This is a genomic window from Enterobacter sp. 18A13 (genome assembly GCF_007035975.1).
Taxonomy (GTDB): Bacteria; Pseudomonadota; Gammaproteobacteria; order Enterobacterales; family Enterobacteriaceae; genus Enterobacter; species Enterobacter vonholyi.
This window is the reverse complement of the sequence record NZ_AP019634.1, coordinates 4,041,229-4,056,582: the sequence shown is the minus strand read 5'-3', so window position 1 is coordinate 4,056,582 and position 15,354 is coordinate 4,041,229. Positions and strand designations below refer to the sequence as shown.

17 protein-coding genes are annotated in these 15,354 nt (G+C 56.0%); 5 read left to right on the top strand and 12 right to left on the bottom strand.

Going from position 1 to position 15,354, the window contains the following annotated elements; genetic code table 11:
• Window positions 1–8 precede the first annotated feature (8 nt).
• Both pflB and FOY93_RS19545 read left to right on the top strand, forming a co-directional pair.
• A complete protein-coding gene (gene pflB / locus FOY93_RS19550) occupies window positions 9–2,303 on the top strand; it encodes a formate C-acetyltransferase (RefSeq protein ID WP_143345575.1) in 2,295 nt (764 codons plus the stop codon).
• Between the two features lie 146 nt (window positions 2,304–2,449).
• On the top strand, window positions 2,450–2,860 hold the full coding sequence (locus FOY93_RS19545; RefSeq protein WP_133295180.1) for a Spy/CpxP family protein refolding chaperone: 411 nt from the start codon (window positions 2,450–2,452) through the stop codon (window positions 2,858–2,860).
• 89 nt (window positions 2,861–2,949) lie between these two features.
• Here the strand turns inward: FOY93_RS19545 and FOY93_RS19540 are convergent, their stop codons facing one another.
• Window positions 2,950–3,651, bottom strand: a complete 702-nt coding sequence (locus FOY93_RS19540) for a pirin family protein (RefSeq protein WP_115876325.1) — start codon at window positions 3,649–3,651, stop codon at window positions 2,950–2,952.
• Between the two features lie 104 nt (window positions 3,652–3,755).
• Between FOY93_RS19540 and yhaJ the strand changes: the two genes are divergently transcribed.
• Window positions 3,756–4,658 carry a DNA-binding transcriptional regulator YhaJ gene (yhaJ, locus tag FOY93_RS19535; RefSeq protein ID WP_008503135.1) on the top strand — a complete coding sequence of 301 codons (903 nt, stop codon included), beginning with the start codon at window positions 3,756–3,758 and terminating at the stop codon, window positions 4,656–4,658.
• 41 nt (window positions 4,659–4,699) lie between these two features.
• Here yhaJ and FOY93_RS19530 read toward each other — a convergent pair whose 3' ends face one another.
• The 11 genes from FOY93_RS19530 to FOY93_RS19480 form a co-directional block, all read right to left on the bottom strand.
• Window positions 4,700–5,065 carry a DUF805 domain-containing protein gene (locus FOY93_RS19530; protein WP_023294635.1) on the bottom strand — a complete coding sequence of 122 codons (366 nt, stop codon included), beginning with the start codon at window positions 5,063–5,065 and terminating at the stop codon, window positions 4,700–4,702.
• A gap of 106 nt (window positions 5,066–5,171) precedes the next feature.
• Window positions 5,172–6,158, bottom strand: a complete 987-nt coding sequence (locus FOY93_RS19525) for a glutathione S-transferase family protein (protein WP_133295179.1) — start codon at window positions 6,156–6,158, stop codon at window positions 5,172–5,174.
• Between the two features lie 71 nt (window positions 6,159–6,229).
• The gene (locus tag FOY93_RS19520) at window positions 6,230–6,622 is read right to left on the bottom strand and encodes a DoxX family protein (RefSeq protein WP_023309292.1); all 393 of its coding nucleotides are present in this window, start codon (window positions 6,620–6,622) and stop codon (window positions 6,230–6,232) included.
• A gap of 207 nt (window positions 6,623–6,829) precedes the next feature.
• Window positions 6,830–7,126 carry a YqjK-like family protein gene (locus FOY93_RS19515; protein ID WP_111964937.1) on the bottom strand — a complete coding sequence of 99 codons (297 nt, stop codon included), beginning with the start codon at window positions 7,124–7,126 and terminating at the stop codon, window positions 6,830–6,832.
• Window positions 7,123–7,521: a phage holin family protein gene (locus FOY93_RS19510; protein ID WP_014885329.1), complete on the bottom strand. Its 399-nt coding sequence runs from the start codon at window positions 7,519–7,521 to the stop codon at window positions 7,123–7,125. The genes FOY93_RS19515 and FOY93_RS19510 overlap by 4 nt, the downstream gene beginning before the upstream one ends.
• A gap of 1 nt (window position 7,522) precedes the next feature.
• A complete protein-coding gene (locus FOY93_RS19505) occupies window positions 7,523–7,828 on the bottom strand; it encodes an ElaB/YgaM/YqjD family protein (RefSeq protein WP_008503141.1) in 306 nt (101 codons plus the stop codon).
• Between the two features lie 31 nt (window positions 7,829–7,859).
• A complete protein-coding gene (locus tag FOY93_RS19500; protein ID WP_023309291.1) occupies window positions 7,860–8,228 on the bottom strand; it encodes a DUF1090 domain-containing protein in 369 nt (122 codons plus the stop codon).
• A 143-nt stretch (window positions 8,229–8,371) separates the two neighbouring features.
• The gene (mzrA, locus tag FOY93_RS19495) at window positions 8,372–8,755 is read right to left on the bottom strand and encodes an EnvZ/OmpR regulon moderator MzrA (protein ID WP_023344960.1); all 384 of its coding nucleotides are present in this window, start codon (window positions 8,753–8,755) and stop codon (window positions 8,372–8,374) included.
• Window positions 8,756–8,757: 2 nt separating this feature from the next.
• Window positions 8,758–9,420, bottom strand: coding sequence for a DedA family general envelope maintenance protein YqjA (yqjA, locus tag FOY93_RS19490; protein WP_008503144.1), 663 nt, complete (start codon window positions 9,418–9,420; stop codon window positions 8,758–8,760).
• A gap of 344 nt (window positions 9,421–9,764) precedes the next feature.
• Complete coding sequence (gene exuR, locus FOY93_RS19485; protein ID WP_023615584.1) at window positions 9,765–10,541, bottom strand: transcriptional regulator ExuR; 777 nt, start codon at window positions 10,539–10,541, stop codon at window positions 9,765–9,767.
• A 115-nt stretch (window positions 10,542–10,656) separates the two neighbouring features.
• Window positions 10,657–11,955, bottom strand: coding sequence for an MFS transporter (locus FOY93_RS19480; protein WP_024906406.1), 1,299 nt, complete (start codon window positions 11,953–11,955; stop codon window positions 10,657–10,659).
• Between the two features lie 475 nt (window positions 11,956–12,430).
• Here FOY93_RS19480 and uxaC point away from each other — a divergent pair, with 475 nt between their 5' ends.
• Complete coding sequence (gene uxaC, locus FOY93_RS19475; protein ID WP_136195047.1) at window positions 12,431–13,843, top strand: glucuronate isomerase; 1,413 nt, start codon at window positions 12,431–12,433, stop codon at window positions 13,841–13,843.
• A gap of 17 nt (window positions 13,844–13,860) precedes the next feature.
• On the top strand, window positions 13,861–15,348 hold the full coding sequence (locus FOY93_RS19470; protein WP_143345574.1) for a UxaA family hydrolase: 1,488 nt from the start codon (window positions 13,861–13,863) through the stop codon (window positions 15,346–15,348).
• The last annotated feature ends 6 nt before the right edge of the window (window positions 15,349–15,354 follow it).

Here is a 15,354-nt window from a genome sequence, read left to right as displayed (position 1 = left end):
AGAATCACATGAATGTAACAATCGATACGGGCGTCGCACCCTACAGCGACGCATGGGCCGGGTTTCGCGGTGAAGAATGGAAAAACGCCGTCAACGTCCGCGATTTTATTCAGCATAACTACACCCCTTATGAAGGCGATGAAGCTTTCCTCGCGCAGGCGACGCCTGCAACGACGGCGCTGTGGCAGAAGGTAATGGTCGGCATTCGCCAGGAGAATGCCACCCACGCCCCGGTAGATTTCGACACCAACATTGCCACCACCATTACGGCCCACGGGCCTGGCTACATCGACCAGGATCTGGAGACGATCGTCGGCCTGCAAACCGAAAAGCCGCTCAAGCGCGCCCTGCATCCGTACGGCGGGATCAACATGATCCGCAGCTCGTTTGAGGCCTACGGGCGGGAGATGGATCCGCAGTTTGAATATCTCTTTACCGAGCTGCGCAAAACCCATAACCAGGGTGTGTTTGATGTCTACTCCCCGGAGATGATGCGCTGTCGTAAATCCGGGGCGCTGACCGGGTTGCCGGACGGCTACGGGCGCGGACGCATCATCGGTGATTACCGCCGCGTGGCGCTCTACGGCATCAGCTATCTGGTACGCGAACGTGAACTTCAGTTTGCCGATCTGCAGGGCAGGCTGGAGCGCGGCGAAGATCTGGAGGCAACGATCCGCCTGCGCGAAGAGCTGGCGGAGCACAGGCGCGCGCTGCTGCAGATCCAGCAGATGGCGGCGAACTACGGGTTTGATATCTCTCGTCCGGCTATGAACGCCCAGGAAGCGGTGCAGTGGGTCTATTTTGCCTACCTGGCAGCGGTGAAATCCCAGAACGGCGGGGCGATGTCGCTGGGGCGCACGGCCTCGTTCCTCGATATCTACATCGAACGCGACATGCAGGCGGGGCGGCTGAGCGAGGTGCAGGCGCAGGAGCTGATCGACCACTTCATCATGAAGATCCGCATGGTGCGTTTCCTGCGCACGCCGGAGTTCGACACGCTCTTCTCCGGCGATCCGATCTGGGCGACGGAAGTGATCGCCGGCATGGGGCTGGACGGACGCACGCTGGTGACCAAAAACAGCTTCCGCTATCTGCATACCCTGCACACCATGGGACCCGCGCCGGAGCCGAACCTGACGATCCTCTGGTCAGAACAGTTGCCGATCGCGTTCAAGAAATACGCCGCGCAGGTATCGATCGTCACCTCTTCTCTGCAGTATGAGAACGACGATCTGATGCGTGCGGACTTCAACAGCGACGATTATGCCATTGCCTGCTGCGTCAGCCCGATGGTGATCGGCAAGCAGATGCAGTTCTTTGGCGCGCGCGCCAACCTTGCCAAAACGCTGCTGTACGCGATCAACGGTGGGGTGGACGAAAAGCTGAAGATCCAGGTCGGGCCAAAAACCGAGCCGCTGCTGGACGACGTGCTGGATTACGACACCGTGATGGCGAGTCTCGATCACTTTATGGACTGGCTGGCGGTGCAGTACATCAGCGCCCTGAATCTCATTCACTACATGCATGATAAGTACAGCTACGAAGCCTCGCTGATGGCGCTGCACGACCGGGATGTCTATCGCACCATGGCCTGCGGCATTGCCGGGCTGTCGGTGGCAGCGGATTCCCTGTCGGCGATTAAATACGCTACGGTGAAGCCGGTGCGCGACCATACCGGCCTGGCGGTCGATTTCGTGATTGAAGGGGACTATCCGCAGTACGGCAACAACGACGACCGTGTGGACAGCATTGCCTGCGACCTGGTGGAGCGCTTTATGAAGAAAATTCAGGCGCTGCCAACCTACCGCAACGCGGTGCCGACCCAGTCGATCCTGACCATCACTTCTAACGTGGTTTACGGCCAGAAGACCGGGAACACGCCGGACGGACGACGCGGCGGCACGCCGTTTGCCCCAGGCGCAAACCCGATGCACGGGCGCGACAGGAAAGGGGCGGTGGCCTCGTTAACGTCGGTCGCCAAGCTGCCGTTCACCTATGCCAAAGACGGGATCTCCTACACCTTCTCTATCTTGCCGCAGGCGCTGGGCAAGGACGAGCTGGTGCGCAAAACCAACCTGGTGGGGCTGCTGGACGGGTACTTCCATCACGAAGCGTCTATCGAGGGCGGGCAGCACCTGAACGTTAACGTGATGAACCGGGAGATGCTCCTCGATGCCATTGCGCATCCGGAGAATTACCCGAACCTGACGATACGCGTTTCAGGCTATGCGGTGCGGTTTAATGCGCTGACGCGGGAACAGCAGCAGGACGTGATTTCTCGAACGTTTACCCAGTCAATCTAAATGTGAGTGCTCATGCCCCCTCAACCCAGGGGGCATGTTTTTGCCCGCGAAACATACAAAATTGTTTATATAATTACTCACACATATTCATCCGCTCTTGAAAAACAATGCCCGCTTTTCCTATCACAGCATGTAAGGACAGTAAGATGATGAAAATGACCCGTATTGCGCTGATCGCCGCCTCGCTGGCAGTGTGCAGTTTTACGGCACAGGCCGCGAACGTTGAGGCTGCTCCGTCTCCATCGCAGGATCCGCTGGTACAGCACCTGAAGCTCAGCAATGAGCAGGTTAAGAAGATTGAAGATCTGCATAAGCAGCTGGAACAAAATGTCAGCAAGATCCCGATGACGGGCGTAAAGGACGGCGCGCTGGTCGACATGTTCCAGGCGGGTAAATGGGACGAAAGCACGGTCAAAAGCCAGCTTGCCGCCTTTAGCAAAATTGAAGAGCAGACCCGTTATTACCGCGTGAAATATTACTTCGACGTCAGCCAGGTATTAACGCCGGAACAGCGTAAACAGATTAGAACTGATATGGCCAACGCGCTGGCAGAGTGATTTCGTCGTTGCGTACGGCGCCGGATAATTCTGCCGAGGCTCGAGCGGTTCCCTCTCCCGTTGGGAGAGGGTTAACGTGAGGGCATTCTCTAAACCGGCAAATCAATCAGCAGCGCGCGCAGCGGAGTATCTGCCACCAGCGTGATATTCGCTTCATCACGAATAAACGCCCCGTCGCCGCAGGTGAGGGCTTCTTTTTCTTCCGTGTGCGTCACCGCATGCACCGTACCGTGAATAGACTGTAGATAGGCGCGCGGACCGTGAAGCTGGAAGCTCGCCTGTTCACCTTTCTTCAGTTCGATATGATGCAGCCACACCTGCTGGCGCAGCTGCAGGCTACCTGTACTGCCGTCCGGCGATGCAATCAGCTGCTGCTTATCGCCCGTTAAATCTAACTTCTGTACCAGCGGATTTTCCCGCTCAGGGCAGGCGTCGAGCCACAGCTGCATGCGGGTCAGCGTTTTATCTTTGCTGAGGTTATGCTCGCTGTAGCTGATGCCCGGCTGCGTGGAAATTAACAACGCTTCGCCAGCCTTTGCCTGGACATGATTGCCCTCGCTATCGCGGTATTCTGCCTCGCCTTCCAGGATCAGGTTCAGGATATCGACTTTCGGGTACGTACGCGGCTGGAAGGAGGCGCCCGGGGCGAGCACTTCCTGGTTCAGCACGCGCAGTGAAGCGTAACCGAGGAGTTTAGGGTCAAAGTAGTGTCCAAAGGAAAAGGTGTAGCGGGCCTGCAGCCAACCGAAATCGGCTTGTCCGCACTGTTTAGCTGTTCTTGTCGTAATCATAAACTTGACCTCTCTTTACACTAAAACAATGGTAAAGGTATGGACGCTTCATTGTTAGCCAGATATTCTGCCCGGTATGTTCAAATTTCCTGAATGAGAACGAGATGGCTAAAGAGAGAGCATTGACGCTTGAGGCGCTTCGCGTCATGGACGCGATTGACCGGCGCGGCAGTTTTGCGGCGGCGGCCGATGAACTGGGGCGCGTTCCGTCTGCGCTGAGCTACACCATGCAGAAGCTGGAAGAAGAGCTGGACGTGGTGCTTTTTGACCGCTCCGGTCATCGAACAAAATTCACCAACGTGGGCCGAATGCTGCTGGAGCGCGGCCGCGTACTGCTGGAAGCAGCGGACAAGCTGACGACAGACGCCGAAGCGCTGGCGCGCGGCTGGGAAACCCATCTCACGCTCGTGACCGAAGCGCTGGTGCCGACCGAAGCGCTGTTCCCGCTGGTGGACCGCCTGGCGGCGAAGGCCAATACGCAGCTGTCCATCATCACCGAGGTGCTGGCAGGGGCGTGGGAACGTCTGGAGACGGGCAGGGCAGATATCGTTATTGCGCCGGACATGCACTTCCGCTCATCTTCAGAAATCAACTCGCGCAAGCTCTACAGTGTGATGAACGTTTATGTTGCCGCCCCCAACCATCCGATTCATCAGGAGCCCGAGCCGCTCTCTGAAGTCACACGAGTGAAGTATCGCGGCGTAGCGGTAGCGGATACCGCGCGCGAGCGTCCGGTGCTGACGGTGCAGCTGCTGGATAAACAGCCTCGTCTGACGGTGACCTCGCTGGAGGACAAACGGCAGGCGCTGCTGGCCGGTCTGGGCGTGGCGACGATGCCGTACCCGTTTGTGGAAAAAGATATTGCGGAAGGACGACTGCGGGTTGTGAGCCCGGAGTACACCAGCGAAGTGGATATCATTATGGCGTGGCGTCGCGACAGCATGGGCGAAGCCAAATCGTGGTGCCTGCGAGAAATTCCAAAGCTCTTTGCGCACCACAACAAATAAGCGTACAGGCCCGGTAAACGTAAGCGCCACCGGGCAGTAATTTACGCGCCGATCTTAGGATCGGGACCAAAGCGGTTTTCGCCCGGCGTCCCGCTTTGACAGTTGAAAATCAAAATCACGATCCAGCCCACGATCGGGATTAACAGCAGCAATAACCACCACGCCGAACGATCGGTATCGTGCAGCCGACGGAACAGTACCGCCCACGATGGCAGCAGGACTAACAGGCCATAAATGGTGGTCAGCACGCCTTCACCGCCAGCCCGCTCCCAGCCAAGAATTTTATCCACAATACCCAGCACCATGATGAGGATGAAGTTCACCAGAACGAACATCCAGTACTCTTTGCGGCGGGCGCGGCCACCAAATCCAATGTAGTTGCGCAGTACTTTCAGATACCAGTCCATTTTCCTTGCCTCAATAATCGGTCAATCACTTGTTTTCTAAGCAATCAAAGTAAGGATAGATGGAGATTGTGAATTAAAAAAGGGCATCTATTGATGCCCTTAATATTTATCCAAATCGGACGTCGCGCCCGTGCGGTTCATCCAGGTTCTGCCACGGGCCGATGGAGATAATACCCGTCGGGTTGATGGTCTTGTGGCTGCGGAAATAGTGGGTGCGAATATGGTCGAAGTCGACCGTCTCCGCGATACCCGGCATCTGGTAGATGTCGCGCAGGAAACCATACAGGTTCAGGTAGTCGCTGATGCGGTGTTTATCGCACTTAAAGTGGGTGACATAGACCGGATCAAAGCGAACCAGCGTGGTCCACAGGCGAATGTCCGCTTCCGTCAGGCGATCGCCCGTCAGGTAGCGATGCTGGCCCAGGATCTGTTCCAGGCGTTCCAATGATTCAAACACCTTCCCGACCGCTTCGTCATACGCTTCCTGGCTGGTGGCGAAACCGGCCTTGTAGACACCGTTGTTGACGTTGTCGTAAATCCAGCCGTTCAGCTCGTCAATCTTATCACGCAGTTCAACCGGGTAATAATCTCCGGCACGAGCGCCGTGCGCATCAAATGCGGTATTGAACATGCGGATGATTTCCGCAGACTCATTGCTGACAATCGTCTGGTTTTTCTTGTCCCACAGCACGGGCACGGTCACGCGCCCGGTGTAGTGCGGATCGGCGCGCAGATAGAGCTGGTACAGGAAATCGTGGTGATACAGTTCGTCGCCGGTTGCCGCAGGAAAATCACTGCCGAACGTCCAGCCGTTTTCCAGCATCAGTGGGTTGACCACCGAAACCGGAATTAAGGATTCGAGACCTTTGAGCTTGCGCACAATTAGCGTGCGGTGCGCCCACGGGCAGGCAAGGGAAACATAAAGATGATAACGGTCTTTCTCAGCCGCGAAGCCGCCTTCGCCGCTCGGGCCGGGGGCACCGTCGGCGGTCAGCCAGTTACGGAAGGCCGAAACTGAGCGCTTGAAGCGACCTCCGGTGGATTTGGTGTCATACCAGACATCCTGCCATACGCCGTCTACGAGTTGTCCCATTTTTTCTCCTCCGTCAGATAGCAAAAGCGAGGAGAAGTCTCCTCGCTTTGAGTTCATTCAGTATAGCGTGCTTACCATTTCTTATTCAGAACGCGGTCGATGCTGTATGCGCCCGGGCCAGTGACGGCCAGCAGCAGGAAGCCACCCGCGATGGTCAGGTTTTTCATGAACATCAGAGAGTTCACGCCTTCCGCAAAGTTGCTGTGGAAGATGAAAGCCGTCAGCACGGTGAAGCCTGCGGTAAACAGCGCGGTAGTGCGGGTCAGGAAGCCGAACAGGACTGCCAGGCCGCCGCCGAACTCAAGAAGAATGGTCAGTGGCAACAGGAATCCCGGAACGCCCATGGCTTCCATATACTGCTGGGTACCCGCATAACCGGTGATTTTTCCCCAACCTGCCACGATGAACAGAATTGGCATCAGAATACGCGCTACCAGTACACCAACATCTTCTAATTTTTTCATTTTACTCTCCAGGAAACCACATCAGCGGCTGAACGTTATTTGTCTGCAATTCCGGGTAGATACCGCGTCGTTGCTGTCGATGGAGAGGATAATAAACGGGGCGGGTGGCAATTGTTAGCAAGGAAAACTGTCAATCTTCTTCAAAGATATTGAGTAAGGGAGGGGGAGGATTTTGCCGGGTGGCGGCTACGCCACCCGGCGATAAGGCTAGCGTAATTGCTGCTGCCGCAACGTTGCTTTCACCAGACGCCAGGCGCTCCAGGCACCAAACCCACGGCGCGCCCAGCGGATGAGCATATTTGGATGACGAACCGTCCAGATAGCCATCACGCTGCTGCCGACCAGCGCCCATGAACGCAGGCTCAGGAAGGTGTTCCAGCCTCGGTCAAACCGTCGCGTCGCGTCAATCCAGTCGCGACGGCTGGCCGACAGATCCAGCCGTTGCTGCTGGATCTGGCTTAGCAGGTACGCTTTTCGCTTTTGACGTTCGGCTTTACCACTCACGGCTTGTCATCCTCCAGCAGGGCGCGGTCGTTAGCCAGCTCCTGACGCGTATGGCGCAGGAACGTGGACTTACGCGCTTTACGCAGCGTCCAGATACCGCCAATCAACGCTGCTACCAGCAGAACGACGGTGGTGGCAATCATGGCGTTAAGACGATACTGCGGGTCAATGGCCCAGATGATTAACACCATCAGACTCATCAGACCAAACGCGGCGAAGAGCATGGTCAGTCCGAGCATCAGCAGCATCTGGAAGAGGTTGGCTTTCTCCTCTTCCAGCTCAACCACTGCCAGCCGGACGCGCGTTTCGGCAATCCCGACCAGCGTTGTTAAAATACGCTGGCCGATGCCGAGGACGTTGTTAGCAGGCCCTTGTGCGTGACGAGGATCTTCCATATCAACGACGCGTCAGAAGGACACCCAGTACCACACCCACTGCGGCACCAATTCCTACACCCGTCCATGGATTATCACGCACGTATTCGTCCGCGCGGGCAGCCGCTTCGCGGGTCTGTTTCGCCAGTGCATCACCGGTTTCACCCAGGCGGTAGCGGCTCTCTTTCAGGGCCTGCTCCGCCTTGCTGCGCAGCTTGCTGACCTCTTCTTTTGACTTGTCAGCAGAGGAGTTCAGCACCTCTTCAAGGGTATCGGCCAGGGATTTCAGTTCAGCGCGCAGATGTTCAGACGTCGTATCTTTTGACATGATTCTTTCTCCTGTTGAGATTTCCGTTAACTCAATAATCGCGAGCTTCCAGCGCTTTCAGGTCGTCCTGCGCTTCTTTCAACTTCTTCTCGCGCTTAGCAATTTTTTCCGCATCCCCTTTCTCTTTCGCTTCCTGCAGGTCGCGACGGCGCTCGGCTATCTCGTCCTTCTGTTCAGCGATTTTCTTCTTGTGGTCGGCACGAAGCTTGCTGTCTGAACAGTTCGCTTTCACTTCGCTCAGCGCTTTTTTAAGACCGTCAACACGGTGCTGATTGTTATGCTTTTCGGCATAACCGATCTCACGCTGAATATCCTGTTCTTTCTCCTGACAAAGAGAGTTTGCGAAGGATGCTGTGCTTAAAGAAAAAAGGGCCAGAGCCAGAGTCATGCGGAATTTCATTATCGAAACCTTCCATTGTGTTGCGGCGTAAGCCGCTATCCAAAGTTATGCGGAGTACAGTCGAGGGGTGCTCCGCGTACTTAAGCATAGTAAGTAAACGGGGGATTCACCAAAGTGAGTGAAAAGATTCGGAATCCTGGAAGTTATCCAAACCGATGCGACGTATCGCGAATCAACGAGAGCCAGGCTGCAGGCTGGCTCTCATCTTCCTGCTGGGCAATGATATACCCGTGCGGCAGCGTACGGTCGAGAACCACTTTCGCGGCGGCACTTTGCGCACGGGAATCAAACTTGATCAGTAAAACGTCGTCCTGCGGAGTGATGCTTTTAAAGCGGATCCCGTTCGCATCCAGATGGTGCCAGACAGAAAAACCGTCAGGCACGCTGGCACCCTGGTTCACCGGGCGAATGGCAAGCGTGGATTCCTGGTGCGAAAGCGCGCTCCATGCCAGCAGCATGGCGCTGAGCACCACCAGTGTCATCACGGCGCAGGCAAAACGGCGCAGGGCAAGCGGTGAGATAGCCATCGTTAGCCTCTGGCTCCGTATTTCTTTTTCCACAGCACGACCAGAGAGCCGATCAGGCCGAAGACCAGCAGAACCACAGGCAGCAGCATCAGGCAGGACATCAGCTGGTCTTCATATTTCATAAACACCGGCGTTTTACCCAACGCATAGCCGAGCGTTGTCAGAATAAGCACCCATAACAGACCGCTCATCCAGTTAAAGAACTGGAAGCGGGCGCTGCTCAGCCCCGACAGACCGGCAATGGTCGGCAACAGCGTACGTACAAACGCGATAAAGCGGCCAATCAGCAGCGCGGAAAGCCCGTGCTTATGGAAAAGGTGGTGCGCCCGCTGATGATAATGTGCAGGCAGGTGCGAGAGCCAGTTCTGGACGATCCGGGTATTGCCCAGCCATCTACCCTGGATGTAGCTCACCCAGCAGCCGAGGCTGGCCGCGACGGTCAGTAATAAAATAGTTTGCGGAAACGCCATCGCCCCTTTGGCACACAGCACGCCGACGAGCACCAGCAAACTGTCACCAGGCAGGAAGGCAGCAGGCAGCAAACCGTTCTCAAGGAACAGGATCATAAACAAGACGAAATAGAGCATGCCAATCATGGAAGGGTTGGCCAGCGTTTCAAAATCCTGCGCCCAAAGGGCATGCAGTAGTTGGGTCAAAAGTTCCATTCAGTGTTCCTGGAAATCGGTTAACGTCACGCCTGTTATCCGGGGCAAACAGCACGGCGACATTGTTGTGATTTCATTATGGTCGCTCGCGGACACATTGCGGTGTGGCCAACACGTTTCCCTGTTAATTGGCTGGTTAGCAAGCACTAACTTACAAAATAACGAAGTGAATCCAATTGTAACAAAGCCCAACGTTCTGCGTCACAGAATTTGCAGGCGTGAGTTGATTTTGGCGTAAGCCCAGGAAGTGAGCGAGGGGATTTACAAAGGCTGACACTATATATGTTTTGCTTACCCACTGGAGCCAGAAGGCGCAGCGAGGCGCCTGCCAGCGGGAAGGTCATCTATTTTGCGGCACTGGGGGCCGTATCGAGATGAACAACGGGATTATCGGCGAAAAGATAGCGGTCAGCGTTAAATTCGAAGTCGTCGCTGGTTTCATTGAACAGCATCTGCTTGGTGTTTTCCAGATGCTGCCACATCGCCAGCTTAGCGGCATGGGGATCTTTACGAATCAGCGCCTTAAGGATTTGATCGTGATCGTCACACCAGTTGTCGACGGTACGGGAATCGATATGGTCGTGCAGTTTCTTCCAGTACGGGTTATGAACGCGCTGAGTCCACATTTTCTCAACAATTGCCGCCAGCGCCGTATTTTGGGTTGCCAGGGCGACCTGGACGTGAAACTGCAGATCCCACTCTGAATCGCGGAAACATTTTTCCTTACGGGCATTCTCCTGGATTTCCATCAGCTTCATGATGTCCTGCTTGGTCACCTGCGTCGCCGCAAACTCAGCAATATTGCTTTCGATCAGTTGGCGAGCCTGGAGCAGCTCAAACGGACCGTAGCTGGCGAATTCCAGACTTTCGTCCGCGACGGGAGAGTGTTTCGGCAGATTAGAAATCACGTGAATGCCGGAGCCTTTGCGTACCTCAACGTAGCCTTCCACTTCCAGCATGATGATGGCTTCGCGCACCACGGTGCGACTGACGCTTTTTTCATCCGCAATGAAGCGCTCGGCGGGAAGTTTATCACCGACAAGATAGACTCCTTGCTCGATGCGATCTTTCAGCTCGGCAGCAAGTTGTTGATATAAACGACGTGGTTCGGTGATTTCCATATGCGCTCCAGGCAGGGTACGGCAGATGATTTGTTATACCACTTTTGCGTGCCACTCTCCAGATTTTGCCATTAAAAAAGCCGCCCGGAGGCGGCTTCGGTGAAACGCATTTTCGCTAACTCTGTGTCGCCGGTTTCCCGAGGGACTCTTTCGCTAGCTCTTCTGCCGATTTGCTTTTCAGCACCGTCCAGATCACCACCGCGCCCAGCAGGTCGAAAATAGCCAGCACGGCGAACAGCGGGCTGAAGCCGATGGTATCCGCCAGTGCGCCGACCACCAGCGCAAACATCGTACTCGCGGTCCAGGCGGCCATCCCGGTCAGGCCGTTGGCGGTGGCCACTTCGTTACGGCCAAAGACGTCAGAGGAGAGCGTAATCAGCGCGCCGGACAGGGACTGGTGAGCAAATCCGCCGATGCACAGCAGGGCGATGGCCACATACGGGCTGGTGAACAGGCCGATCATGCCCGGGCCAATCATCAGCAGTGCGCCCATGGTCACCACCATCTTACGGGAAACAATCAGGTTCACCCCAAACCAGCGCTGGAACAGCGGTGGCAGGTAGCCGCCCACGATACAGCCCAGGTCAGCGAACAGCATCGGCATCCAGGCGAACATCGCGATTTCTTTCAGGTTAAAGCCGTAGACTTTAAACATAAACAGGGGGATCCACGCGTTGAAGGTACCCCATGCCGGCTCGGCCAGGAAACGCGGCAGGGCGATACCCCAGAACTGGCGGGTGCCCAGGATCTGCCAGACGGTCATTTTTTTGCCGTTATTGGTCTGATGCTGCGCTTCCTGACCACCAATGATGTACTCGCGTTCTTCTTCAGACAATTTTTTCTGATCGCGCGGATGTTTATAGAAAATCAGCCACGCCATGGCCCACGCAAAGCTCAGCACGCCAGAGATGATGAACGCCATCTGCCAGCTGTGCATCACGATAGCCCACACCACCAGCGGTGGTGCAATCATCGCCCCTATGGACGAGCCGACGTTGAAGTAACCGACCGCAATGGAACGCTCTTTTGCCGGGAACCACTCGGAGCTGGCTTTCAGCCCTGCGGGGATCATGGCGGCTTCAGCTGCACCTACCGCGCCGCGCGCCAGCGCCAGGCCGCCCCAGCTTCCCGCCAGCGCGGTGGCTCCGCAGAACACCGCCCAGGCGATGGCGAAGAAGGCATAACCGATTTTGGTACCGAGAATGTCCAGCACATAGCCAGCAACAGGCTGCATGATGGTATAAGCCGCGGAGTAGGCGGCAATGATGTAGGAGTATTGCTGCGTGGAGATATGCAGCTCTTCCATCAACGTTGGCGCTGCTGCTGCCACGGTGTTACGCGTCAGGTAGCCCAGCACGGTGCCTAACGTCACCAGTGCGATCATATACCAACGTAACCCTTTAATTTTACGCATCTAAAACCTCATCGTTATGTTATTTCCGCGCCAGAACGCGGCAACCTCTCGACCGTTTCCGGGAGCAGTTGTGTAACGGGAGGGGCGCAGCCGGGAGCATGTCCCGGAACGGCCCGAACCTTGCCATAAGTAAGCGTGCATAAGTCGGTATCCGTACCGTTAAATCTGGTGTATCTGACACCAGTAATGCATTCCGTCGGCTTATAGTTTGCGACGGCGAAAAGATAACTTGTCATACAACTTTAAAAGGTGAGTGACATCACAAATGTATGATTCTTTGTGGGGACATTAATTGCTGAGCGCAAAGCCAGTAATGATGCGGCTTGTAGAAGGGTTTACTCCATTGAGGGTAATTTATTTGTTGACGTTTATTGATCTCACTCACGAAAAAAACGTCGGCTGGTGGAAATTGGTGTGATAACTTTGCAGCATATGAACATACGCTTTCTGCGCTCCCGTAATGAGGAAGACGATAATGACGCCGTTTATGACCGACGATTTTCTGTTAGATACCGAATTTGCTCGCCGCCTGTACCACGACTACGCAAAAGACCAGCCGATTTTCGACTACCACTGCCATTTACCGCCGCAGCAGGTTGCCGAAAATTATCGCTTCAAAAACCTGTATGACATCTGGCTGAAGGGTGACCACTACAAATGGCGCGCCATGCGCACCAACGGCGTGGCTGAGCGCCTGTGTACCGGCGATGCGACCGACCGCGAGAAGTTTGACGCCTGGGCGGCGACTGTTCCGCACACCATCGGCAACCCGCTTTACCACTGGACGCACCTTGAGCTTCGCCGTCCGTTTGGCATCACCGGCAAACTTCTCTCCCCAACGACCGCCGATGAAATCTGGGAGCGCTGCAACGCCCTGCTGGCGCAGGATAACTTCTCCGCGCGCGGCATCATGAAGCAGATGAACGTGAAGATGGTGGGCACCACCGACGATCCGATTGACTCTCTGGAGCATCATGCGGTTATCGCCAAAGACACCTCTTTTGATATCAAAGTGCTGCCAAGCTGGCGCCCGGACAAAGCCTTCAACATTGAGCAGGCTACCTTCGCCGACTACATGGCGAAGCTGGCGGAAGTGTCCGATACCGACATACGTCGTTTCACCGACCTGCAAACCGCGCTGACCAAACGTCTGGATCACTTCGCGGCGCACGGCTGTAAAGTCTCTGACCACGCGCTGGACGTGGTGCTGTTTGCAGAATCAAACGAGGCCGAGCTGGACAGCATTCTGGCACGTCGTCTCACCGGTGAATCGCTTAGCGAGCACGAAGTGGCGCAGTTCAAAACGGCGGTACTGGTGTTCCTCGGTGCGGAATACGCGCGTCGCGGCTGGGTACAGCAGTACCATATCGGTGCGCTGCGCAATAACAACCAGCGCCAGTTTAAGCTGCTTGGTGCGGATGTAGGCTTCGACTCCATCAACGACCGTCCGCTGGCAGAAGAGCTGTCCAAACTTCTGAGCAAACAGAACGAACAAAATCTGCTGCCTAAAACCATCCTGTACTGCCTGAACCCGCGCGATAACGAAGTGCTGGGTACCATGGTCGGCAACTTCCAGGGCGAAGGGATGCCGGGCAAGATGCAGTTCGGCTCCGGCTGGTGGTTCAACGATCAGAAAGACGGTATGGAACGTCAGATGACGCAGCTGGCGCAGCTTGGCCTGCTAAGCCGCTTTGTCGGCATGCTGACCGACAGCCGCAGCTTCCTGTCCTATACCCGTCATGAATATTTCCGCCGCATTCTGTGCCAGATGATTGGCCGCTGGGTGCACGCAGGCGAAGCGCCAGCGGATATCCAGCTGCTGGGCGAAATGGTGAAAAACATCTGCTTTAACAATGCGCGTGACTACTTCGCCATTGAACTGAACTAGGGCCGTTTGAGGTTGATATGCAATACATCAAAATCCATTCGCTGGATAACGTGGCCGTCGCGCTGACGGATCTCGATGAAGGCGACGTGGTGACCGTTGATAACCAGAGCGTCACCCTGCGTCAGGCGATTGCTCGCGGACACAAGTTTGCCGTGAAGCCTCTCGCCAAAGGGGACAACATCATTAAGTACGGTCTTCCGATTGGGCATGCGTTAGCGGATATCGAGCCGGGTGAACATATTCATTCTCACAATACGCGCACCAATCTGAGCGATCTGGACGAGTACAGCTATCAACCTGATTTACCCGCGGAAGAGCGTCAGGCGGCAGATCGTGAAGTACAGATCTACCGTCGCGCTAACGGTGAGGTGGGGATCCGCAACGAGCTGTGGATCCTCCCGACCGTCGGCTGCGTCAACGGCATCGCGCGTCAGATCCAGACGCGTTTTCTGAAAGAGACCAACAGTGCCGAAGGCACTGACGGGGTACATCTGTTCAGCCACACCTACGGTTGCTCCCAGCTGGGTGACGACCACATCAATACCCGCACCATGCTGCAAAACATGGTGCGCCACCCGAACGTGGGGGCGGTGCTGGTGATCGGCCTGGGCTGCGAGAACAATCAGGTGGACGCCTTCCGCGAGACGCTCGGTGAGTTCGATCCTGAGCGCGTGCATTTTATGGTGTGTCAGCATCAGGACGACGAAGTGGAAGCGGGCGTTGAGCAGCTTCATCAGCTGTATAACGTGATGCGCCACGACAAGCGCGAGCCGGGTAAGCTGAGCGAGCTGAAGTTTGGTCTGGAGTGCGGCGGGTCTGACGGCCTGTCCGGCATCACTGCCAACCCGATGCTGGGTCGCTTCTCGGATTACGTTATTGCCAACGGCGGCACCACTGTGCTGACCGAAGTGCCGGAGATGTTCGGTGCGGAACGTATTCTGATGAGCCACTGCCGCGACGAAGAGACGTTTGAGAAGACCGTCACCATGGTGAACGACTTCAAACAGTATTTCATCGCCCACAATCAGCCCATTTACGAGAACCCGTCACCGGGTAACAAAGCGGGCGGGATCACCACGCTGGAAGAGAAATCTCTCGGCTGCACCCAGAAAGCGGGCGCCAGCCAGGTGGTGGACGTTCTGCGCTACGGCGAGCGCCTGAAAACGCACGGTCTGAACCTGCTGAGCGCACCGGGTAACGATGCGGTCGCCACCAGCGCGCTGGCGGGCGCCGGCTGCCATATGGTGCTGTTCAGCACCGGTCGCGGCACGCCGTACGGCGGTTTTGTGCCGACGGTGAAAATTGCCACCAACAGCGAGCTGGCGGCGAAGAAAAAACACTGGATCGACTTTGATGCGGGCCAGCTGATTCACGGCAAAGCGATGCCGCAGCTGCTGACGGAATTCGTGGACGCGATTGTGGAATTTGCCAACGGCAAGCAAACCTGTAACGAGAAGAACGACTTCCGCGAGCTGGCGATCTTTAAGAGTGGTGTGACGCTTTAAATAGGG

What these genes read in the sequence shown, in the direction of transcription:
- FOY93_RS19520 (WP_023309292.1), bottom strand. Translation starts at nt 6,622, where the DNA reads ATGAAAAAATTAGAAGATGTTGGTGTACTGGTAGCGCGTATTCTGATG.
- FOY93_RS19500 (WP_023309291.1), bottom strand. Translation starts at nt 8,228, where the DNA reads ATGAAATTCCGCATGACTCTGGCTCTGGCCCTTTTTTCTTTAAGCACA.
- FOY93_RS19540 (WP_115876325.1), bottom strand. Translation starts at nt 3,651, where the DNA reads ATGATTACGACAAGAACAGCTAAACAGTGCGGACAAGCCGATTTCGGT.
- FOY93_RS19480 (WP_024906406.1), bottom strand. Translation starts at nt 11,955, where the DNA reads ATGCGTAAAATTAAAGGGTTACGTTGGTATATGATCGCACTGGTGACG.
- FOY93_RS19470 (WP_143345574.1), top strand. Translation starts at nt 13,861, where the DNA reads ATGCAATACATCAAAATCCATTCGCTGGATAACGTGGCCGTCGCGCTG.
- FOY93_RS19525 (WP_133295179.1), bottom strand. Translation starts at nt 6,158, where the DNA reads ATGGGACAACTCGTAGACGGCGTATGGCAGGATGTCTGGTATGACACC.
- FOY93_RS19545 (WP_133295180.1), top strand. Translation starts at nt 2,450, where the DNA reads ATGATGAAAATGACCCGTATTGCGCTGATCGCCGCCTCGCTGGCAGTG.
- yhaJ (WP_008503135.1), top strand. Translation starts at nt 3,756, where the DNA reads ATGGCTAAAGAGAGAGCATTGACGCTTGAGGCGCTTCGCGTCATGGAC.
- exuR (WP_023615584.1), bottom strand. Translation starts at nt 10,541, where the DNA reads ATGGAAATCACCGAACCACGTCGTTTATATCAACAACTTGCTGCCGAG.
- FOY93_RS19510 (WP_014885329.1), bottom strand. Translation starts at nt 7,521, where the DNA reads ATGGAAGATCCTCGTCACGCACAAGGGCCTGCTAACAACGTCCTCGGC.
- FOY93_RS19505 (WP_008503141.1), bottom strand. Translation starts at nt 7,828, where the DNA reads ATGTCAAAAGATACGACGTCTGAACATCTGCGCGCTGAACTGAAATCC.
- yqjA (WP_008503144.1), bottom strand. Translation starts at nt 9,420, where the DNA reads ATGGAACTTTTGACCCAACTACTGCATGCCCTTTGGGCGCAGGATTTT.
- FOY93_RS19530 (WP_023294635.1), bottom strand. Translation starts at nt 5,065, where the DNA reads ATGGACTGGTATCTGAAAGTACTGCGCAACTACATTGGATTTGGTGGC.
- pflB (WP_143345575.1), top strand. Translation starts at nt 9, where the DNA reads ATGAATGTAACAATCGATACGGGCGTCGCACCCTACAGCGACGCATGG.
- mzrA (WP_023344960.1), bottom strand. Translation starts at nt 8,755, where the DNA reads ATGGCTATCTCACCGCTTGCCCTGCGCCGTTTTGCCTGCGCCGTGATG.
- uxaC (WP_136195047.1), top strand. Translation starts at nt 12,431, where the DNA reads ATGACGCCGTTTATGACCGACGATTTTCTGTTAGATACCGAATTTGCT.